Raw genomic sequence first — 17,794 nt, 5'->3', positions numbered from 1 at the left:
ATGCGAGCACTCGTGGTGGAAGACGATCCCGGTATTGCCAGCGGCCTGAGCCTGTCGCTGCGGCAGGCCGGCTATGCGGTGGACGTGTGCGGTACGCTGGAGTCGGCGTGGACGGCCCTGTGCGTCGAGCCTTTCGACGCGGTGCTGCTGGACCTGGGTCTGCCCGACGGCGACGGCCTGGACCTGCTGACCCGCCTGCGGCGCCAGAGCGATCGCCGGCCCGGCCAGTCCTCCCTGCCGCAGCGGGACCTGCCGGTGCTGATCATGACCGCGCGCGACGGCGTGAGCGACCGCATCTTCGGCCTGGACGAGGGCGCCGACGACTACATCGTCAAGCCCTTCGACCCCAACGAGCTGCTGGCCCGGCTGCGCGCCATGCTGCGGCGCGCCAGCGGCCGCAGCAAGCCGGTGATCGAATACGGCGACATCGTGGTCGACCCGGCCACGCGCTCGGTCGAACGCGCCGGCCTGCCGGTGGCGCTGGGCGGCAAGGAGTTCGCCCTGCTGCTGACCCTGCTGCAGGCCAAGCCGCAGGTGCTGTCCAAGGCGCGGCTGGAGTCCGCGATGTACGGCTTCGGCGAGGGGCTGGAGAGCAATGCGATCGAGGTCCACGTGCACCACCTGCGTCGCAAGCTGGGCGAATCGCTGATCAAGACCGTGCGCGGCGTGGGCTACTTCGTGCCCCAGGAGCCGCCCGCGGCGAAACCGGCCGATACCACCGGAGGCCTGTGAAACTGCCGCTGCCCGCCACACGCCGCACACTGTCGCGCCACCTGCTGATCTGGACCCTCGGGGCCCAGTTGGCGGTCTGGGTGGTGATGGTGGCGGTGGGCTGGAGCACCAGCCTGCGCGAGACGCGCAAGTTCACCGACGGCCACCTGGTCGCGGTGGCGCAGCTCTGGCTGGGCACCGCGTCCTGGAATCAAGGGCCGGTCTCGGCCCCCCTGCCCGTGCCGCGCGAGGACGTGCACGAGTACGCGCAGGACGTGGCCCTCCTGGTCTGGGACAACGGCCGCCTGGTGACCGACAGCGACCAGCTCGTCGCCGGCCTGGACCTGGCGACGCTGCCCGAGAAGGGGTTGGTGACGGTGGTGGTCCGCGATGCCCATGGCGAGCCGCACAACTGGCGGGCCTACGTGGAGACCTACCGGGCCGATGGACACGAGCGCCGCGTGGCGGCCCTGCTGGACCTGAAGAAGCGCTATGTGCTGGCCAGCGACATCGCCGAGCACCTGGCCTCGCCGTCCCTGATCCTGCTGCCGCTGGTGGCGCTGGTGATGTGGTGGACCATCCGCCGCGGCCTGCGCCCGCTGGATCAGCTCTCGGACGAGGTGGCCGCGCTCGACGGCTTTGCCGGGCAGCGCCTGGACACGCAGCACCGTTTCCACGAGTTCTCCAGCACGGTGACGGCGATCAACACCATGGTCGACGGCCTGCAGGCGCAGGCCCAGCGCGAGCGCCAGTTCGCCTCGGACGTGGCGCACGAGCTGCGCACACCGCTGACCGCGATCACGCTGCAGGCCCGCGCCGCGCAGGCCGACCCCTCGCCGCAGCGGCTGGCGCGGCTGGAGCAGGAGGCCCTGCGCGCTGGCCGCATCCTGACCCAGCTGCTGGACCTGGCGCGCGCCCAGCGCGCCGGGCAGCAGGCGCAGGCCGGCGATGCGGTGCAGGACACCGCGCTGGGCGAGATGGCCGCCCACCTGATCTCGGCCCACGCCCAGCTGGCCTACGAAAGCGACCACGAGATGTCGCTGGTGCAGGAGCAGGGCGAGGTCAGTGTCCAGGTCCAGCCCATGCTGCTGGAGCTGGCGCTGCGCAACCTGATCGAGAACGCATTGCGCCACACGCCACCGGGAACGCAGGTGGAGGTGTCGGTGTGGCGGGATGCCCGGGGCCAGGGCGTGTCGGTGAGCGACGACGGCCAGCGCGCCGGCGTGACCGCGCCTGCGGCGCAGGCCTCGTCCGGCCTGGGTCTGGGCCTGCGCCTGGTCGAGCGCATCGCCGAAGAGCTGGGCGCGCGGCTGGAGCGCGACAACGGGGTGGCGCCGATGACCACGCGCTTTTCGCTGCGGTGGCCCGCCTGAGGGGACGGGGCGATGCCGCGCGATAAGGTTCGTTTAACGTCGTCGAAAGACACTGCCGGCAGTGCCACATTCGGGGCGATGTCCCCGCTGTTTCCCATGCAGCTGTCTTCTTCTGTTCCCGGCCGGGGAGTGACCGGCCTGTCGCTGGTCCGCGGCGACGCCCGCGGGCCGCTGACCCTTCTGGTGGTGCTGTCGCTGTGGCTGGCCGTGCCCGGCAACCTGCCCCTGTGGCAGCGCGTGGCCGCCCTGACCGCCACCGTCGACCACCGCCTAGGACTGATGCTCACCCTGGGGCTGGTGCTGGTCGCCGGCACCTTGGCCCTGCTGGCGCTGTGTCACTGGCCGCGCGTGTTCCGTCCGCTGGCCACGGTGCTGGTGCTGGCCACCGCGTTCAACAGCCACTTCATGTGGCAGTACGGCGTGGTGATCGACAGCACCATGATGGCCAATGTGGCGCAGACCAATGCCAACGAGGTGCGGGACCTGCTGTCCTGGCCGCTGCTGATGGCCCTGCTGGCCATCGCCGGCCCGGCGCTGTGGTGGATCTGGCGGGCGCCGCCCGCACCGCAGGCGGCGCTGCTGCGCCTGCGGCACAACCTCGGTCTGCTGGCGCTCTCGCTGGCGGTGGCCGCCGTCGCCCTGCTGGCCGGCTACCAGGGCCTGGCCTCCCTCATGCGCGGCCACAAGGATCTGCGCTACATGATCAACCCCATGAACACCCTGGCGGCTTCGGGCACGCTGCTGGCCGAGCGTGGCCAGCACGCGGCGCAGCCCCTGCTGCCGGTGGGCGAGGATGCGCGGCTGGGGGCGAGCTATGCGGCGCAGAGCCGGCCGCCGCTGCTGCTGGTGGTGGTGGGCGAGACCGCGCGGGCGCAGAACTGGAGCCTCAACGGCTACGGCCGCCCGACCACCCCGTCATTGACCGGCTGGCGCGCGCGCGGTGGTCTGGTGAACTTCCCCCGCGCCAGTTCCTGCGGCACCAGCACCCAGGTGTCCGTGCCCTGCATGTTCTCGCCCCTCACACGCAAGGAAGGTGGCGACGAGACCGCGCGCAGCGAGAACCTGCTGGATGTGCTGCAGCGCGCCGGTCTGGCGGTGCTGTGGATCGACAACCAGGCCGGCTGCAAGGGCGTGTGCGACCGCGTGCCCACGGTGCGCATCGCGGACGCTCCCATCCCCGGCCTGTGCGAAGGCGGCGAGTGCCTGGACGAGGCCATGATGCACGGGCTGGACGCCCGCATCGCCGCGCTCGATCCGCAGCGCCGCGCGCGTGGCGTGGTGCTGGTCATGCACCAGATGGGCAGCCACGGGCCGGCGTACCACAAGCGCTCGCCGGCCAACCGCAAACCCTTCCAGCCCGAGTGCCGCAGCGTCACGCTGGCGGACTGCTCGCAGGAGGAGCTGGTCAACGCCTACGACAACTCCATCGCCTACACCGACCGCTTCCTCAACCACGCGCTGTCGTGGCTGCGCGCCCAGTCGACCAAGGGCAGCTTCGATACCGGGCTGTTCTACGTCTCGGACCACGGCGAATCGCTGGGCGAGAACGGCCTCTACCTGCACGGCGTGCCCTACGCGCTGGCGCCCCAGCAGCAGACGCATGTGCCCATGGTGGCCTGGCTGTCCGAGGGGATGCAGCAGCGCAGCGGCGTGCGCACCGACTGCCTGCGCGAGCGCGCCGAGCAGTCGGTTTCGCACGACCACCTGTTCCATTCGGTGCTGGGGCTGATGGACGTCTCGACCGCGGTGCGCCGGCCGGGCCTGAACCTGTTCGAACCCTGCCTGCTGCCTGCTGCCGGCCGCCGCCGCACCCGTCAGCGGACCGCGGGCAGGCTGATCCGCGCCAGCAACCCGCCGGCGCTGCCGGCCTCCAGCGCCAGCGCGCCGCCGTAGAGCGCCACCAGGTCGGCCACGATGGCCAGACCCAGGCCGCTGCCGGGCGTGGCCTCGTCCAGCCGCACACCGCGCGCCAGCACCGCCTGGCGCTGCTCCGGCGCGATGCCGGGGCCGTCGTCTTCCACAACCACCTGCAGCTGCCCGCCGTCCAGCCGGGCCTCGACCCGCACCCGCGTGCGGGCCCAGAGGCAGGCGTTGTCCAGCAGGTTGCCCAGCATCTCCTGCAGGTCCTGCTCTTCACCGGCAAAGGCCCAGTCGGCGGGGATGTCGGCGCAGTCCAGCCGCAGCGCCCGCTCGGCGTGCACCTTGGCCATCACGCGCAGCAGGCCTGCCAGCACCGGCGCCAGCGGCGTGCGCTGGCCGGGCAGGCGCTGCGAGGCCGCCACGCGCGCCCGCGCCAGGTGCCAGTCGATGTGGCGCCGGGCCAGGCCCACCTGGTCGCGCACCAGGGCCGCCAGCGGCGCCGGGTCCGGGCCGTCGGCGCGGCTGGCGGCCTGGTCCAGCACCGCCAGCGGGGTCTTGAGCGCATGGGCCAGGTTGCCGGCCTGCGTGCGCGCGCGCTCGACCACCTCGGCGTTGCGGTCCAGCACGCGGTTGAAGTCGTCGATCAGCGGCTGCACCTCGGCAGGAAACTGCCCCTGCAGCCGCGCCGTGCGCCCTTCGCGCAGGGCGGTCAGCGCGCGCTGCAGCGCACGCAGCGGTGCCAGGCCCACGGCCACCTGGGCCAGCGCCGCCAGCGCCAGCAGCAGGCCCAGGCCCAGCAGCGAGAGCGCCAGCACGCGCGCGAAACGGTCCGAGGCGGCGGTGACCTCCTGCAGGTCGCCCGCCACCACCAGCCGCCAGCGCCGCTGCGGCGCGTCGGCCGGGTACACCGTGCGCTCCACCAGCAGCAGCGGCGCGTCGCGCGGGCCGGTGCCCTGGTGCACGTGCAGCTGGCCGTCGGCCGGCACGTCGGGCTCCGGGCGCAGCCGGTCGTCCCAGAGCGAGCGCGAGCGCAGCGCGCCCTGTGCGTCGGCGGGCGCACCGACCTCGTCGAGCTGCCAGTACAGGCCCGAGTAGGGGCGGTGCCAGCGCGGGTCGGACAGCTGGGCCGGGTCGATGCTGGCCTGGCCGGCGGCGTCGAACTCCAGCCGCGCGGTGAGCTGGTCCAGCTGCTGTGTGAGCGTGGTCTGGAACTGGCGCAGAACATGGTCCTGGAACAGGCTGTGCAGGAACACGCCAGCCAGCACCAGCGCCACGGCCAGCGCGGCCAGCGTGGCCGCCAGCCAGCGCACCCGCAGCGACAGGGCCCGGCGCCAGGGCATCAGCACCTCATGAGGGGGCCGCCATGCGGTAGCCCAGGCCCCGCACGGTCTCGATCAGCTCGGGCGGCAGCTTCTTGCGCAGGCGGCCGACGAAGACCTCGATGGTGTTGGAGTCGCGGTCGAAGTCCTGGGCGTAGATGTGTTCGGTCAGCTCGCTGCGCGAGACCACCGCGCCCAGCCGGTGCATCAGGTAGTCCAGCACCTTGTACTCGTGGCTGGTGAGCGTGACCGGCTGGCCGTCGCAGGTGACGCGGCCGCTGCGCGTGTCCAGCGCCAGCGGGCCGCAGCGCAGCACCGGCGAGGCCTGGCCGCTGGCGCGGCGGATCAGGGCGCGCACGCGGGCCAGCAGCTCTTCCATGTGGAAGGGTTTGGTCAGGTAGTCGTCGGCGCCAGCGTCGATGCCGGCCACCTTCTCGTTCCACTGGTCGCGCGCGGTCAGGATCAGCACCGGCATGGACCGGCCCGCGTCGCGCCAGCGCTTGAGCACGGTCAGCCCGTCGAGCACCGGCAGGCCCAGGTCGAGGACCACGGCGTCGAAGGTTTCGGTGTCGCCCAGGAAGTGCGCGTCGCGCCCGTTGTCGGCCTCGTCCACCACATAGCCGGCGGCCATGAGCCCCTCGCGCAACTGGGCGCGCAGCGTCGGTTCGTCTTCGACCAGCAGCAGCCTCACCGCGCGTCTCCGCGGGACGGGTGTGGCGGGCGCTCGCGGCGCCCGATCACCTCGCCGGTGCTGGCGTCGACCTCCAGCTTCAGCAGCTGGCCGCCCGGCTGCAGCAGCTTGACCTCGTAGATCCAGCGCCGGCCTTCGGACTCCAGTTCGATCTCCAGCACCTGGCCGGCCTGTTCGCGCTCCAGGCGCTCCAGCACCGTGCGCAGCGGCAGGATCTGGCCCGCCACCAAGGCCTCGCGGGCCCGTTCGTGGTCGCCGCGGTCGCGCGCCACGGCGCCCGCCGACAACGCGGCGGCCAGCACCAGTGTCGAAGCGCGGAGCAGGAAAAGGTGGCGGGTCGAAGAAGCCATGGGCCGATTGTGCGCCGCCGAACTGAACGCGCGATGAACACCGGGTTCAGGGTTGGTTCAAGCGGCGGGTCGCAGCATCACCCACACCACACCCACCGAGGACCCCATGAACTTCCGCCCGCTGTCCATCCTCCCCGCCGCCCTGCTGTCGCTGCTGTCGCTGCTGTGCGCCGGTACCGCCCTGGCCGCCGAGACCACGGCCGCCGCCCAGCTGCAGCACTGGAGCGCCCAGGCCGGCGCGCCGGGCAATGCAAGCAAGGGCCAGGCCTTCTTCAACGCCAGGCACGGCGGCGAATGGTCGTGCGCGTCCTGCCACGGCATGCCGCCCACGGCGCAGGGCAAACACGCCAACACCGGCAAGGTGATCGCACCGCTGGCGCCGGCCTTCAACGCCAAGGCCTTCACCGACAGCGCCAAGGTCGACAAGTGGTTCAAGCGCAACTGCAACGACGTGCTCTCGCGCGAATGCAGCGCCGCCGAAAAGGCCGACGTGCTGGCCTACCTGAACGGCCTGAAGTGACACCCCATCGCCAAGGACACGCCATGAACACCCGCTCCAAACGACTGATCCGCCCCGGTCTGGCCGTCCTGCTGGGCCTGGCCGCGCTCGGCGCCGCGCATGCCGATGGCGGCCGCAGGATGCCGCGCGACATGCCCCAGGCCTACACCGCCGAGTGCGCGGCCTGCCACACCGCCTATTCGCCCGGCCTGCTGCCGGCGCGCTCGTGGCAGCGCATCATGACCGGCCTGGACAAACACTACGGCACCGACGCCTCGCTGGACGAGGCCACGGTCCGGCAGCTCTCCACCTGGCTGCAGGCCAACGCCGGCACCTACAAGCGGGTCAACGAAGAGCCGCCGCAGGACCGGCTCACCCGCTCGGCCTGGTTCGCGCGCAAGCACGACGACATTCCGCCCTCGGTGTGGAAGCACGCGGCCATCAAAAGCCCCGCCAACTGCGGCGCCTGCCACACCGGCGCCGACCGGGGCGACTTCGACGACGACAACATCCGGCTGCCAGCCGGCGTGAGCCTGGGCCTGCGCCGCTTCTGGCACGACTGAACACAGGGAGCACACCATGAACGTCTCCACCTCACTGAACCCCGGTGCCCGCGCGGCGCAGACCAGCGCGGCCCCCGTGCGGCGCATCACCGACGCGCCCACGCGCATGTTCCACTGGCTGTTCGCGCTGAGCTTTCTCGGCGCCTACCTCACGGCCGACGGCGAACGCTGGCGCATGCTGCACGTCACCCTGGGCTACACCCTGGCCGGCCTGCTGGTCTTCCGGGTGCTCTACGGCCTCTTCGGTCCGCGCCAGGCGGGCATGGGCCTGCTCTGGCGCAAGCTGACCGCCGCGCCCGCCTGGCTGCGCTCGCTGCGCGCGGCGGCGTCGCTGTCGGCGATCAACTGGCGCCAGGGGCAGAACCTGCTGATGGCGCTGGCCGTGGTGGCCCTGATGGTGCTGGTGCTGCCGCTGACGCTGACCGGCTACGCCACCTTCAACGAATGGGGCGTGTTCCCCGGCGAGGACTGGCTGGGCGAGCTGCACGAGTTCTTCGGCGAGGCCATGCTGATGGTGGTGCTGGCGCACCTGGCCCTGATCGCGGCCTTGAGCCTGCTGCGGCGCAAGAACATGGCCTCACCCATGCTCACCGGCCGCCTCGAAGGGCACGGGCCGAATCCGGTGCCGCACAACCGGGTCTGGCTGGCGGTCCTGATGCTGGTGGCCGTGCTGGCCTACGGCGCCTGGGAGTGGCAGCAGTCGCCCAGGGGGCTGATTCCGACCCATGCGTGGGGACAGATGGCGACCCAGGACCACGGCGATGACGACTGACGAACGCAGCAACGCAAGAAAGCGAGGAACGACATGAAAGTCTGGATGTGTGTGGTGTGCGGCTGGGTCTACGACGAAGCCGCGGGCGCCCCCGATCACGGCATCGCGCCGGGCACGCGCTGGGCCGATGTGCCGGCCGACTGGTTCTGCCCGGAGTGCAGTGTGGGCAAGTCCGATTTCGTCATGGCGGAGCTGTGACCCGGCCCTGGCGCATTCCCTACAATTTGCCCCGGTCCTTTTCCCGCGGCCCCGCCGCGACTTCCCGCATCCGGCAGCACGGCTGTCCGACCGAGGCTTCATCATGCAATTCATCCGCTTCTCCGATCTCTGCGCCCAGGGCAAGGCCAAGGGCCAGCGCGTCTTCATCCGCGCCGACCTGAACGTGCCGCAGGACGACGCCGGCCACATCACCGAAGACACCCGCATCCGCGCCAGCATCCCGGCCATCCAGATGGCGCTGGACGCCGGTGCTGCCGTGATGGTCACCAGCCACCTGGGCCGCCCGACCGAAGGCGAGTTCAAGCCCGAAGACTCGCTGACCCCGGTCGCCGCGCGCATGGGCCAGCTGATGAACCGCAACATCCGCGTCGTCGCCAACTGGGTCGACGGCGACTTCTCGGTCGCCCCCGGTGAGGTGGTGCTGCTGGAGAACTGCCGCCTGAACGTGGGCGAGAAGAAGAACAAGCCCGAGCTGGCCGCCAAGCTGGGCAAGCTCTGCGACATCTTCGTGCACGACGCCTTCGGCACCGCGCACCGCGCCGAAGGCACGACCTACGGCATCGCCGAGACGGCACCCATCGCCTGCGCCGGCCCGCTGCTGGCGGCCGAGATGGACGCCATCGGCAAGGCACTGGCCGCGCCCAAGCGCCCGCTGGTCGCCATCGTCGCCGGCAGCAAGGTCAGCACCAAGCTGACCATCCTGCAATCGCTCGCGAAAAACGTCGACGGCCTGATCGTCGGCGGCGGCATCGCCAACACCTTCATGCTGGCCGCGGGTCTGAAGATCGGCAAGAGCCTGGCCGAGCCCGACCTGCTGGGCGAGGCCACGGCCGTGATCGCCGCCATGAAGGCGCGCGGCGCCGAGGTGCCGATCCCCGAGGACGTGGTCTGCGCCAAGGCCTTCGCGGCCGACGCCGAAGCGACGGTGAAAGCCGCGACCGAGGTGGCCGACGACGACCTGATCCTGGACATCGGCCCCAAGACCGCGGCCAAGCTGGCCGAGAAACTGAAGCAGGCCGGCACCATCGTCTGGAACGGCCCGGTGGGCGTGTTCGAGTTCGCGGCCTTCGAGAACGGCACCAAGGTGATCGCGCAAGCCATCGCCGAGTCCAGCGCCTTCAGCATCGCCGGCGGTGGCGACACGCTGGCGGCGATTGCCAAGTACGGCATCGAGAAGGACGTGGGCTACATCTCCACCGGCGGCGGCGCCTTCCTGGAAGTGCTGGAAGGCAAGACGCTGCCGGCGTTTGAAGTGCTCGCGCGCCGCGCGGCCTGACCGGCTCAGTCGGCGGCCATGTTCAGGCGCAGGCCGGTCTGACGCACCACGTCCTGCCAGCGCTCGCCCTCGGCGAGCAGCAGGTCGTGCAACTCGCCCGGCGTCGAGGTCTGCACCTGGGCGCCTTCGGCCTGCATGCGGGCCGCCACCTCCGGGTCGCGCAGCACCGTGTTGAGCGCGGTGTTGAGCTGGCGCGTGACGCTGTGCGGCGTCTTGGCCGGCGCGAACAGCGCGTACCACTGGGTCATGGCCACACCCGGCACCCCGGCTTCCGACAGCGTCGGCACATCGGGGCAGGCCGCCAGCCGCTCGGTGCCCGCCACCGCCAGGGCCTTCAGCCGCTTGCTGCGCAGGTAGGGCAGGGCCGTGAACAGGCTCGGGAACATCAGCTGCACCAGGCCGTTGGCCACATCCGCGATCGCCGGCCCGGCGCCTGAGAAGTCGGCGCGGGTCAGTCGCGTGCCGGTCTGCAGCTGGAACAGCTCGGCCGCCAGGTGCGGCACCGTGCCTTCGCCGGCCGAGGCGTAGGCCATGGGCGCCGGCGCGTCGCGCAGCAGCCGCACCAGCGAGGCCACATCGTCCACCGGCAGCGCCGCCGGCACCACCAGCAGCGTGGGCGAATAGCCGATCAGGCCCACCGGCGAAAAGTCCGCCACCGGGTCGTAGCGCAGCTTCTGCAACGCGGGGTTGATGCCGTGGGTGGCGATGTAGCCGAACATCAGGGTGTGGCCGTCGGGTTCGGCGGCGGCCACGTATTCGGCGGCGATGCTGCCGTTGGCGCCCGCCCGGTTGTCCACCACCAGCGGCTGGCCCAGCAGGGGGCCCAGCTTGCGCGTGAGCGTGCGCGCCATGGTGTCGTTGCCGCCGCCCGCGCTGGTCGGCACGATGATGTGCAGCTCGTGCTGCGGAAAGTTGCGCACCGCGCTGGACGCCGACGGCGCCACGCTGCCGGGCACCGCCGCCGCGGGCGGGAACACATAGCCCGGCAGGTGCAGCATGCCCTGCATGATCTTGCGGGCGGTGCGCACCAGGGCGGCGCTCCTGACCTCGATGGCCTCGCCTTCGCCTTCGATGTCCACCGCCACATCGATCTGGCCGGCCGGGTGCAGCACCACCAGCGCATGGCGGCCCGCCTGGCGCGCGATGCCGCTGGCCACCGTGCCAGGCAAAGCAAACGCCGTGGCCACACCGATGGCGCCGGTGACCGCGTGCGACGCGTGGCACTTGTGCGGTGTGAAGTAGCGCGAGGTGATGCTGTCCAGTGAGTCGCCCGCGCTGACCAGCACCGGCTTGGGCACCACGCTGTTGGACACGTCGCCCAGGCCCATGCGCCGGCCGGCTTCCAGCCGCAGCGCCTCGATGCGCGCCAGCAGCGACGGGTTGGCGTCCAGCTCGGCCGGCCGTTCGCGGCCGGTGAGGCCGAGGTCGATGGCGCGCAGGATCATCAGCGGCATGGCCGCGTCGATGCAGGTCACCTCCAGCCCGTCGATGGTGTCGATGCGCTGGCCGGTGGGGAAGACCTGGCCGGTGACCGCGCCCCAGGCGTCGAGGAAGTTCAGCAGGATGGGCGCTGCGGTGCCGGCCACGCCGTCGATGCGCGCGTCGCCGTCGTAGCTCACCTTGCCGCCCGGCGTGCGCACCGTGGCCTCGATCTGCGAGCCGGTGTTGACGTTGTGGATGCGGACCGTGGTGCTGCCGTCCTGCGCGGTGATCAGCCCCTGTTCGATGGCGAACGGCGCCACGCCCGAGAGCATGTTGCCGCAGTTGGGCCGCGTGTCCACCGAGCGGTGGCCCACGCCGACCTGGGCGAACAGGTAGTCCAGGTCGCAGCCGGGCACGCTGGAGCGCGAGACGATGGCGACCTTGCTGTTGAGCGTGCTGCCGCCGCCCAGGCCGTCGAGCTGCAGCGGGTCCGACGCTCCGATGGCGCCGATCAGCGCCTGGTCGCGCGCCTCGTCGCCTTCGGGCAGCCAGTCGCGCAGGAAGAACGGCCCGCGCGAGGTGCCGGCGCGCATCAGCACGCAGGGGATGGAGAGGGACATGGCGTGCTCAGTCTGCGGTGATCCTGGCCTTGACCACCACGTTCTTCCACTTGGCGAGCTCGGTCTTCACCAGGCTGCCCAGCTGCTCGGGCGTGCTGGTCTCGACATCCGCGCCGTGGTCCTCCATGCGCTTGATGACCTCCTTGTCGGCCAGCACTTCGTTGATGGACTTGTTGAGCTTGGCGATCACGTCCTTCGGCGTTTTGGCGGGCGCGAAGATCGCGTACCACTGCTGCACCTCGACGCCGTCGACACCGGCTTCCTTCATGGTCGGCACGTCGGGCAGCAGCGGCGAGCGCTTCGGACCGGCGATGGCCAGCGCCTTGAGCTTGCCGCCCTTGACGTGCGGCAGGGCCGAGAACAGGCTGGGGAACATGAACTGCGTCTGACCACCCAGGGTGTCGTTGATCGCGGGCGACGAGCCCTTGTAGGGCACGCCGATCATCTCGACGCCCGCGTTGAGCTTGAACAGCTCGCCCGCAAAGTGCGGCGCGGTGCCGTTGCCGGCGGTGGCGTAGACGTAGCGCTCGGGCTTGGCCTTGAGCTGGGCCACCAGGTCCTTCACATCCTTCACGCCCACAGCGGCGTTGGCCACCATCAGCGTGCCCGAGTAGCCCACCATGGCGACCGGCTCGAAGTCGGTCACCGGGTCGTAGCGCAGCTTCTGCAGCGCCGGGTTCATGGCGTGGGTGGCGATGTAGCCCAGCATCAGCGTGTGGCCGTCGGGTGCGGCGCGGGCCACGAACTCGCTGGCGATGGCGCCGTTGGCGCCGGCCTTGTTCTCCACGATCACGCTCTGGCCCAGCATGGGCGCCAGCTTCTGCGCGATGGTGCGGGCCATCAGGTCGTTGCCGCCACCGGCGGCGGTGGGCACGACGATGGTGACGTTCTTGCTGGGGAAGCCCTGGGCGGCGCTGGTGAGGGCGGTGAGGGCGAGGGCGATGGCGGTGAGGGTGGACTTCATGGGTTTGTCTCCGGTGTTGGGGAAAGTGGGCGAATGATCCGTCGCCCGGAGATGTCTGTGAATTGCATAGTTGGGATCGATTGATCCACAATGTGCATCAATCAGAAACCCCGTGTCCAGCACCTCCCATGTCCGTCCATTTCGATCTCAACGACCTCATGGCGTTCCGCGCGGTGGCCGAACTCGGCAACTTCCGCAAGGCGGCCGAATCGGTCCACATCTCGCAGCCGGCCTTCAGCCGCCGCATCGACAAGCTGGAGCAGGCGCTGGGTGTGCGCCTGCTGGAGCGCAGCACGCGGCGCGTCAGCCTGACGGTGGTGGGGCGCGACTTCGACCGCCAGCTGCGCCAGATCCTCGACGCGCTGGACACCACGCTGCTGGGCATTCGCGGCGTGGCCGCCACGCGCATGGGCGAGGTCACCATCGCGGCTGTGCCCTCGGCGGTGAACTACTTTCTCTCCAGTGTGATCGCGCGTTACCACGAGCGCTACCCGCGGGTGCGCGTGAAGATCATCGACGAGAGCGCCAACACGGTGCTGCTGGCGGTGGCGCGCGGCGAGGCCGACTTCGGCCTGAACTTCGTGGGCTCGCAGGAGGGCGACGTGGAGTTCAAGCCGCTGGTGGAGGAGCAGTTCGTGGCGGCCTGCCGGCGCGACCACCCGCTGGCGAAGAAGCGGCAGGTGCGCTGGGCCGAACTCGCGCAGTACGACTACATCGCGGCCGACAAGGTCTCGGGCAACCGCCTGCTGCTGGACCAGGCCCTGGCCGGCATGGCCGAGCAGCCGCACAGCCTGTACGAGACGCGGCACGGCACGACCATGATCGGTCTGGTGGAGGCGGGGCTGGGCGTGGCGGTGGTGCCTTCGATGGCCATGCCGGCCAAGGACCACCCGCTGCTGGCCAGCGTGCCGCTGGTGGACCCGGTGGTCAAGCGCATGGTGGGCCTGATCAAGCGCCGCTCGACGGTGCTCACGCCAGCGGCGCAGGAGTTCTACAACCTCTGTGCCGAGATGCAGACCGGCAAGCCGCGCCGGCGCGCGCGCAAGGCCGCGGCCTGACACGGCCAACGGCGGCTCAGGGCCTGCGGAGTTTCAGGGCTTGCGCGTCGGAATGCGCAGCACCACCCAGGCGCCCACCGCGCCCAGCACCACCAGCACCAGCTGCGCGATCCAGCGGTGGCGGAAGCTCCAGATCGAGAAGCTCACCATCACCAGCATCGAGACCACTGCGATGGTCTTGGTGCGCCGCGTGAGGCTGCGGTTCGCCTCCCAGTCGCGCAGCATCGGGCCGGTGAGCCGGTGGTTGAGCAGCCAGGCGTGCAGCCGCGGCGAGGCCTTGGCGTAGCAGGCGGCGGCGAGCAGGATGAAGGGCGTGGTGGGCAGGCCGGGCAGCACCACGCCGATCAGGCCCAGCACCAGCGACACCGAGCCGGCGACCCAGAGCAGGCCGCGCACCAGGCGAGAGTGGTGGACCGGCGCCGCGCCCTGGTCGCCCTGGCTCATGAGGCGAACAGGCCCAGCGGGTGGTGTGCCACGGCGATGCTGGCCATGAAGCCGACCACGGCCAGCGCGGCGACAAAACAGAGCGCCTTGGCGCCGCGCGTGGGCGCGCGTTTCAGCGCCAGCGTGCCGAGCACGATGTACACGATCAGCAGCACCAGCTTGGCCAGCAGCCAGTGGTTCTGCGTGGGGTTGAGCTGCAGCAGCCACCACAGCGTGCCGCCGGCCAGCAGCAGCAGCGAGTCGATGACCGGTGCCAGGCCGCGCGCCCAGCCCGTCATGGGCCAGGCCTGCCCCGCCAGCACGCCCAGACCGCGCACGGTGAACAGCGCGACGCTGAGCGTCACCAGGGTGATGTGCAGAGACCGCACCGTGGGGTAGAGAGCGGCGATCAGTTCGGGCGAGGGCATGGTCCGCGCATCATAGGCGGCTGCAGCGGCGGAGCGTGGTTGCGTCAGTTCAGGAAGGGGTAATCGGTGTACCCCTCGGCGCCACCACCGTAGAAGGTCATCTTGTCGGGTTTGTTGAACGGACCGCCGGCCTTCAGGCGCGCCACCAGGTCGGGGTTGGCGATGTAGGGGCGGCCGAAGGCCACCAGGTCGGCGCCGTCGGCCAGGGCCTGCTGCGCCAGCGCCAGGTCGTAGCCGTTGTTGACCATCCAGGCGCCGCTGCCGCCGGCCGCGCGGTAGGCGGCCTTGAACGCGGCGTAGTCGAAGGGCCGGTCGGCCAGCTCGCGGGGGCCGCCGGTGGCGCCTTCGATCACGTGCACATAGGCCAGGCCCAGCGGGCCGAGTGCGCGCGCCACGTGGTCGAACAGCGGCTGCGGGTCAGCGTCGACGATGTCGTTGGCCGGCGTCACGGGCGAGAGGCGGATGCCGGTGCGGCCGCCGCCGATGGCCTCGGTCACCGCGGACACCACCTCCAGCAGCAGGCGCGCGCGGTTCTCGATGGAGCCGCCGTAGGCGTCGGTGCGCTGGTTGGCACCGGTCTTGAGGAACTGGTCGAGCAGGTAGCCGTTGGCGGCGTGGATCTCGACCCCGTCGAAGCCCGCTTCAATGGCGGCCTGCGCAGCGCGGCGATAGTCGTCCACGATGCCCGGCAGCTCGTCCAGTTGCAGCGCGCGCGGCGCCGAGGTGTCGACGAAGGTCGGCACGCCGTCCTTGAGCAGCACGGTCTTGGTCTTGGCGGTGAGGGCCGAGGGGGCCACGGGCGCGCCGCCGCCGGGCTGCAGCTCGTTGTGCGAGACGCGGCCCACGTGCCAGAGCTGGGTCACGATCTTGCCGCCGGCCGCGTGCACGGCGCTCGTCACGGCCTGCCAGCCCGCGATCTGCTCGGGCGCGTACAGGCCGGGCACGTCTGCGTAGCCCTGGCCCTGGTGGCTGATGGCGGTGGCTTCGGTGATCAGCAGGCCGGCGCTGGCGCGCTGGGTGTAGTAGGTCGCCATCAGCGGGGTGGGCACTGCGTTCGGCGCGCGGTTGCGCGTGAGCGGGGCCATGACGATGCGGTTGGCGAGCTGCAGGTCGCCGGCGGTGGTGGGGTCAAAGAGGGTGGTCATGTGAACAACGGTGTGTAAGACGGACAAACGGCGCACAGCCTAGCGCGGGCCGGCAGGGGGACTGGTCCGGCCGGCGACAAATCCCTTCGGTGCCCCGGCCATCGCGCCGGCGACCGCACACCGCGCACGACAGGCGGACAATCCCGCGCATGAAACCTCTGCATTCCATCCGCCTGTCCATGCTCGACCTGGTCGCCGTGCGCGAAGGCGGCACCGTGGCCGACGCGCTGGCCATCGCGCTGCGCACCGCACAGCACGTCGAGCGCCTGGGCTTCACCCGCTACTGGCTGGCCGAGCACCACAACATGAGCGGCATCGCCAGCTCGGCCACGGCCGTGCTGGTGGGCCACATCGCGGGCGGCACGCAGCGCATCCGCGTCGGCTCCGGCGGCGTGATGCTGCCCAACCACGCGCCGCTGGTGGTGGCCGAGGCCTTCGGCACCCTGGCCGAGCTGCACCCCGGCCGCATTGACCTGGGCCTGGGCCGTGCGCCCGGCACCGACCCGCTGACCATGCGCGCGCTGCGCCGCGACCGCGTCGAGACCGAAGAAGACTTCCCGCGCGACGTGGCCGAGCTGCAGCGCCTGCTGGACGACCCGCAGCCCGGCCAGCGCCTGATCGCCATGCCCGGCGCCGGCACCAAGGTGCCGATCTGGCTGCTGGGGTCGAGTCTGTTCTCGGCCCAGCTCGCGGCCGAGCGCGGCCTGCCCTACGCCTTCGCCTCGCACTTCGCGCCGCGCTACCTGCTGCAGGCGCTGCAGATGTACCGGCAGAACTTCAGGCCGTCGAAGACGCTGGACAAGCCCTATGCCGTGGTCGGCGTGCCGCTGATCGCCGCCCCCACCGACGACGAGGCGGAATACCTGGCCAGCAGCACCTACCAGCGTGTGCTGGGCATCCTCACCGGCCGGCGCGGCCAGCTGCCGGCGCCGGTGCACGGTTTCATGGAGCGGCTGGACACGCAGGCGCGCGCGGCCATCGCCGACTTCCTGGCCTGCGCTGTGGTGGGCGGGCCGGAGGCGGTGCGCGCCGGCCTGCAGCAGCTGGCCGACGCCACCCAGGCCGACGAGTTCATGCTGGTGAGCGACGTGTTCGACCCCGCGCTGCGGCTGCGCTCGCTGGACATCGCGGCCGAGGCGATGGGGCTCAGTGAGCCGGTGGTGCCGGCGGCAACGATCCCCTGAGCCATTCGCGCGGCGAGTGCCCGGTCTTGGCGGCGAAGGCGCGGCTCAGCGCCGAGGGGTTGGCGTAGCCCAGCTCGCTCGCCAGCTGCTTGATGGAGCTGCCCCGTGCCAGGCCCGTCTGGGCCAGCCCGATGCGCCAGTCGCTCAGGTAGTCCGCCGGCGTCTGGCCCACCAGCTGCCGGAACTGGCTGGTGAAGCCGGTGCGCGACATGCCGGCCACCACCGCCAGCTGCTCCACGCTCCAGGGCTCGCCGGGCGCGTCGTGCATGGCCACGATGGCCCGCGCCAGCCGCGGGTCCGACAGGCCCGTGACCAGACCGGGCGGTACGCCGGCCTCGCGCGGGTGGTCGAGCAGCCAGCGCAGCGTCTGGATCAGCACCACCTCGAACAGCCGGTCGGCCAGCAGGCGGTGGCCGCAGCGCACACGGGCGGTCTCGGCGAACAGCAGCTCCAGCGAAGCCCCCAGCCCCTCGACCTCGTCCAGCGACAGCACGATGGCGCCGGGCAGGGTGCGCACCAGCGGGTGGGCCGGACCGCCCTCGAACCACAGCTGCGCACAGGTGAAGTCGGCGCCTTCGATGGGCGGGTTGTGGAAGTGGTGGGCGATGGCGCGCGGGTAGAACAGCAGCGCGGGCGCGCTCAGGTGCAGGCGCAGCGGCACAGCCTGCCGCGGCGGGTGCGTGACATCGAGCGTGCCCCGGCGCAGCAGGTGCAGGTAGCCCATGCCCGGCGGCGGCGTGAAGCTCTGCACCCCACAGAGCGTGCCGGTGAAGGACAGCTCGGCGCGCACGGGAAAGCGCTCCAGCAGGCCGGACAGGCGGTCGATGGGCGGGGGCGGGACGGTCATGCCAGGGCTTGGACGAAAGGGTATGAATTCTGTACGAAATGATCCCATCTGAACAGATCGCAACCCGACA

Annotated in this window: 19 protein-coding genes; 10 read left to right on the top strand and 9 right to left on the bottom strand. The window is 71.3% G+C overall.

Going from position 1 to position 17,794, the window contains the following annotated elements; all coding sequences use genetic code 11:
- The 3 genes from HPF_RS22685 to HPF_RS22675 all read left to right on the top strand — a co-directional run bounded on the left by HPF_RS22685 (position 1) and on the right by HPF_RS22675 (position 3,977).
- Positions 1 to 732 carry a response regulator gene (locus HPF_RS22685; RefSeq protein ID WP_133157910.1) on the top strand — a complete coding sequence of 244 codons (732 nt, stop codon included), beginning with the start codon at positions 1 to 3 and terminating at the stop codon, positions 730 to 732.
- Positions 729 to 2,084: a sensor histidine kinase gene (locus tag HPF_RS22680; RefSeq protein WP_084397502.1), complete on the top strand. Its 1,356-nt coding sequence runs from the start codon at positions 729 to 731 to the stop codon at positions 2,082 to 2,084. The genes HPF_RS22685 and HPF_RS22680 overlap by 4 nt, the downstream gene beginning before the upstream one ends.
- Before the next feature lie 78 nt (positions 2,085 to 2,162).
- Positions 2,163 to 3,977: a phosphoethanolamine transferase gene (locus tag HPF_RS22675; protein ID WP_243721649.1), complete on the top strand. Its 1,815-nt coding sequence runs from the start codon at positions 2,163 to 2,165 to the stop codon at positions 3,975 to 3,977.
- On the opposite strand, the gene HPF_RS22670 is transcribed toward HPF_RS22675, so the two are convergent.
- From HPF_RS22670 to HPF_RS22660, 3 genes are read right to left on the bottom strand one after another with little or no spacing between them, the layout of a single operon-like run.
- The gene (locus HPF_RS22670; protein WP_133157909.1) at positions 3,899 to 5,284 is read right to left on the bottom strand and encodes a sensor histidine kinase; all 1,386 of its coding nucleotides are present in this window, start codon (positions 5,282 to 5,284) and stop codon (positions 3,899 to 3,901) included. The genes HPF_RS22675 and HPF_RS22670 overlap by 79 nt on opposite strands.
- A 7-nt stretch (positions 5,285 to 5,291) precedes the next feature.
- Positions 5,292 to 5,954 (bottom strand): response regulator transcription factor, encoded by a 663-nt coding sequence (locus tag HPF_RS22665; RefSeq protein ID WP_079364861.1) that lies wholly within the window; start codon positions 5,952 to 5,954, stop codon positions 5,292 to 5,294.
- A complete protein-coding gene (locus HPF_RS22660; protein ID WP_066159234.1) occupies positions 5,951 to 6,304 on the bottom strand; it encodes a PepSY domain-containing protein in 354 nt (117 codons plus the stop codon). Before HPF_RS22660 ends, HPF_RS22665 begins: the two co-directional genes overlap by 4 nt.
- A 106-nt stretch (positions 6,305 to 6,410) precedes the next feature.
- Here HPF_RS22660 and HPF_RS22655 point away from each other — a divergent pair, with 106 nt between their 5' ends.
- From HPF_RS22655 to HPF_RS22635, 5 genes are all read left to right on the top strand, one after another.
- Positions 6,411 to 6,824, top strand: coding sequence for a DUF1924 domain-containing protein (locus tag HPF_RS22655; RefSeq protein WP_133157908.1), 414 nt, complete (start codon positions 6,411 to 6,413; stop codon positions 6,822 to 6,824).
- A 23-nt stretch (positions 6,825 to 6,847) separates the two neighbouring features.
- Positions 6,848 to 7,366 (top strand): diheme cytochrome c, encoded by a 519-nt coding sequence (locus tag HPF_RS22650; RefSeq protein WP_133157907.1) that lies wholly within the window; start codon positions 6,848 to 6,850, stop codon positions 7,364 to 7,366.
- 16 nt (positions 7,367 to 7,382) lie between these two features.
- Positions 7,383 to 8,138 carry a cytochrome b/b6 domain-containing protein gene (locus HPF_RS22645; RefSeq protein WP_133157906.1) on the top strand — a complete coding sequence of 252 codons (756 nt, stop codon included), beginning with the start codon at positions 7,383 to 7,385 and terminating at the stop codon, positions 8,136 to 8,138.
- Between the two features lie 33 nt (positions 8,139 to 8,171).
- Entirely contained in the window at positions 8,172 to 8,336 is a 165-nt protein-coding gene (locus HPF_RS22640) for a rubredoxin (RefSeq protein ID WP_133157905.1), read from the top strand.
- Positions 8,337 to 8,439: 103 nt separating this feature from the next.
- On the top strand, positions 8,440 to 9,633 hold the full coding sequence (locus tag HPF_RS22635; protein ID WP_133157904.1) for a phosphoglycerate kinase: 1,194 nt from the start codon (positions 8,440 to 8,442) through the stop codon (positions 9,631 to 9,633).
- Between the two features lie 5 nt (positions 9,634 to 9,638).
- On the opposite strand, the gene HPF_RS22630 is transcribed toward HPF_RS22635, so the two are convergent.
- The gene (locus tag HPF_RS22630; RefSeq protein ID WP_133157903.1) at positions 9,639 to 11,675 is read right to left on the bottom strand and encodes a 4-oxalomesaconate tautomerase; all 2,037 of its coding nucleotides are present in this window, start codon (positions 11,673 to 11,675) and stop codon (positions 9,639 to 9,641) included.
- A 7-nt stretch (positions 11,676 to 11,682) separates the two neighbouring features.
- A complete protein-coding gene (locus HPF_RS22625; protein WP_079367304.1) occupies positions 11,683 to 12,639 on the bottom strand; it encodes a Bug family tripartite tricarboxylate transporter substrate binding protein in 957 nt (318 codons plus the stop codon).
- A 128-nt stretch (positions 12,640 to 12,767) separates the two neighbouring features.
- Here HPF_RS22625 and HPF_RS22620 point away from each other — a divergent pair, with 128 nt between their 5' ends.
- Positions 12,768 to 13,697 carry a LysR family transcriptional regulator gene (locus HPF_RS22620; RefSeq protein ID WP_066157125.1) on the top strand — a complete coding sequence of 310 codons (930 nt, stop codon included), beginning with the start codon at positions 12,768 to 12,770 and terminating at the stop codon, positions 13,695 to 13,697.
- A 33-nt stretch (positions 13,698 to 13,730) separates the two neighbouring features.
- Here HPF_RS22620 and HPF_RS22615 read toward each other — a convergent pair whose 3' ends face one another.
- From HPF_RS22615 to HPF_RS22605, 3 genes are read right to left on the bottom strand one after another with little or no spacing between them, the layout of a single operon-like run.
- Positions 13,731 to 14,141, bottom strand: a complete 411-nt coding sequence (locus HPF_RS22615) for a YbaN family protein (protein WP_133157902.1) — start codon at positions 14,139 to 14,141, stop codon at positions 13,731 to 13,733.
- Complete coding sequence (locus HPF_RS22610; protein WP_079367306.1) at positions 14,138 to 14,548, bottom strand: SirB2 family protein; 411 nt, start codon at positions 14,546 to 14,548, stop codon at positions 14,138 to 14,140. The genes HPF_RS22615 and HPF_RS22610 overlap by 4 nt, the downstream gene beginning before the upstream one ends.
- Positions 14,549 to 14,592: 44 nt before the next feature.
- Complete coding sequence (locus tag HPF_RS22605) at positions 14,593 to 15,693, bottom strand: alkene reductase (protein ID WP_133157901.1); 1,101 nt, start codon at positions 15,691 to 15,693, stop codon at positions 14,593 to 14,595.
- Positions 15,694 to 15,842: 149 nt separating this feature from the next.
- Here HPF_RS22605 and HPF_RS22600 point away from each other — a divergent pair, with 149 nt between their 5' ends.
- Positions 15,843 to 16,877 (top strand): LLM class flavin-dependent oxidoreductase, encoded by a 1,035-nt coding sequence (locus tag HPF_RS22600; RefSeq protein WP_133157900.1) that lies wholly within the window; start codon positions 15,843 to 15,845, stop codon positions 16,875 to 16,877.
- On the opposite strand, the gene HPF_RS22595 is transcribed toward HPF_RS22600, so the two are convergent.
- Complete coding sequence (locus tag HPF_RS22595) at positions 16,840 to 17,724, bottom strand: AraC family transcriptional regulator (RefSeq protein ID WP_133157899.1); 885 nt, start codon at positions 17,722 to 17,724, stop codon at positions 16,840 to 16,842. The two genes, HPF_RS22600 and HPF_RS22595, sit on opposite strands and share 38 nt — an antisense overlap.
- Positions 17,725 to 17,794: the final 70 nt, after the last annotated feature.

Origin of the sequence: Hydrogenophaga pseudoflava (assembly GCF_004353865.1) — a bacterium.
Classification (GTDB): Bacteria; Pseudomonadota; Gammaproteobacteria; order Burkholderiales; family Burkholderiaceae_C; genus Hydrogenophaga; species Hydrogenophaga pseudoflava.
The sequence above is the reverse complement of the archived record's forward strand: the minus strand, read 5'-3'. Positions and strand labels throughout refer to the sequence as shown.

What these genes read in the sequence shown, in the direction of transcription:
- HPF_RS22630 (WP_133157903.1), bottom strand. Translation starts at nt 11,675, where the DNA reads ATGTCCCTCTCCATCCCCTGCGTGCTGATGCGCGCCGGCACCTCGCGC.
- HPF_RS22675 (WP_243721649.1), top strand. Translation starts at nt 2,163, where the DNA reads ATGTCCCCGCTGTTTCCCATGCAGCTGTCTTCTTCTGTTCCCGGCCGG.
- HPF_RS22605 (WP_133157901.1), bottom strand. Translation starts at nt 15,693, where the DNA reads ATGACCACCCTCTTTGACCCCACCACCGCCGGCGACCTGCAGCTCGCC.
- HPF_RS22610 (WP_079367306.1), bottom strand. Translation starts at nt 14,548, where the DNA reads ATGCCCTCGCCCGAACTGATCGCCGCTCTCTACCCCACGGTGCGGTCT.
- HPF_RS22650 (WP_133157907.1), top strand. Translation starts at nt 6,848, where the DNA reads ATGAACACCCGCTCCAAACGACTGATCCGCCCCGGTCTGGCCGTCCTG.
- HPF_RS22660 (WP_066159234.1), bottom strand. Translation starts at nt 6,304, where the DNA reads ATGGCTTCTTCGACCCGCCACCTTTTCCTGCTCCGCGCTTCGACACTG.
- HPF_RS22655 (WP_133157908.1), top strand. Translation starts at nt 6,411, where the DNA reads ATGAACTTCCGCCCGCTGTCCATCCTCCCCGCCGCCCTGCTGTCGCTG.
- HPF_RS22685 (WP_133157910.1), top strand. Translation starts at nt 1, where the DNA reads ATGCGAGCACTCGTGGTGGAAGACGATCCCGGTATTGCCAGCGGCCTG.
- HPF_RS22615 (WP_133157902.1), bottom strand. Translation starts at nt 14,141, where the DNA reads ATGAGCCAGGGCGACCAGGGCGCGGCGCCGGTCCACCACTCTCGCCTG.
- HPF_RS22640 (WP_133157905.1), top strand. Translation starts at nt 8,172, where the DNA reads ATGAAAGTCTGGATGTGTGTGGTGTGCGGCTGGGTCTACGACGAAGCC.
- HPF_RS22600 (WP_133157900.1), top strand. Translation starts at nt 15,843, where the DNA reads ATGAAACCTCTGCATTCCATCCGCCTGTCCATGCTCGACCTGGTCGCC.
- HPF_RS22670 (WP_133157909.1), bottom strand. Translation starts at nt 5,284, where the DNA reads ATGCCCTGGCGCCGGGCCCTGTCGCTGCGGGTGCGCTGGCTGGCGGCC.
- HPF_RS22645 (WP_133157906.1), top strand. Translation starts at nt 7,383, where the DNA reads ATGAACGTCTCCACCTCACTGAACCCCGGTGCCCGCGCGGCGCAGACC.
- HPF_RS22635 (WP_133157904.1), top strand. Translation starts at nt 8,440, where the DNA reads ATGCAATTCATCCGCTTCTCCGATCTCTGCGCCCAGGGCAAGGCCAAG.
- HPF_RS22620 (WP_066157125.1), top strand. Translation starts at nt 12,768, where the DNA reads ATGTCCGTCCATTTCGATCTCAACGACCTCATGGCGTTCCGCGCGGTG.
- HPF_RS22625 (WP_079367304.1), bottom strand. Translation starts at nt 12,639, where the DNA reads ATGAAGTCCACCCTCACCGCCATCGCCCTCGCCCTCACCGCCCTCACC.
- HPF_RS22595 (WP_133157899.1), bottom strand. Translation starts at nt 17,724, where the DNA reads ATGACCGTCCCGCCCCCGCCCATCGACCGCCTGTCCGGCCTGCTGGAG.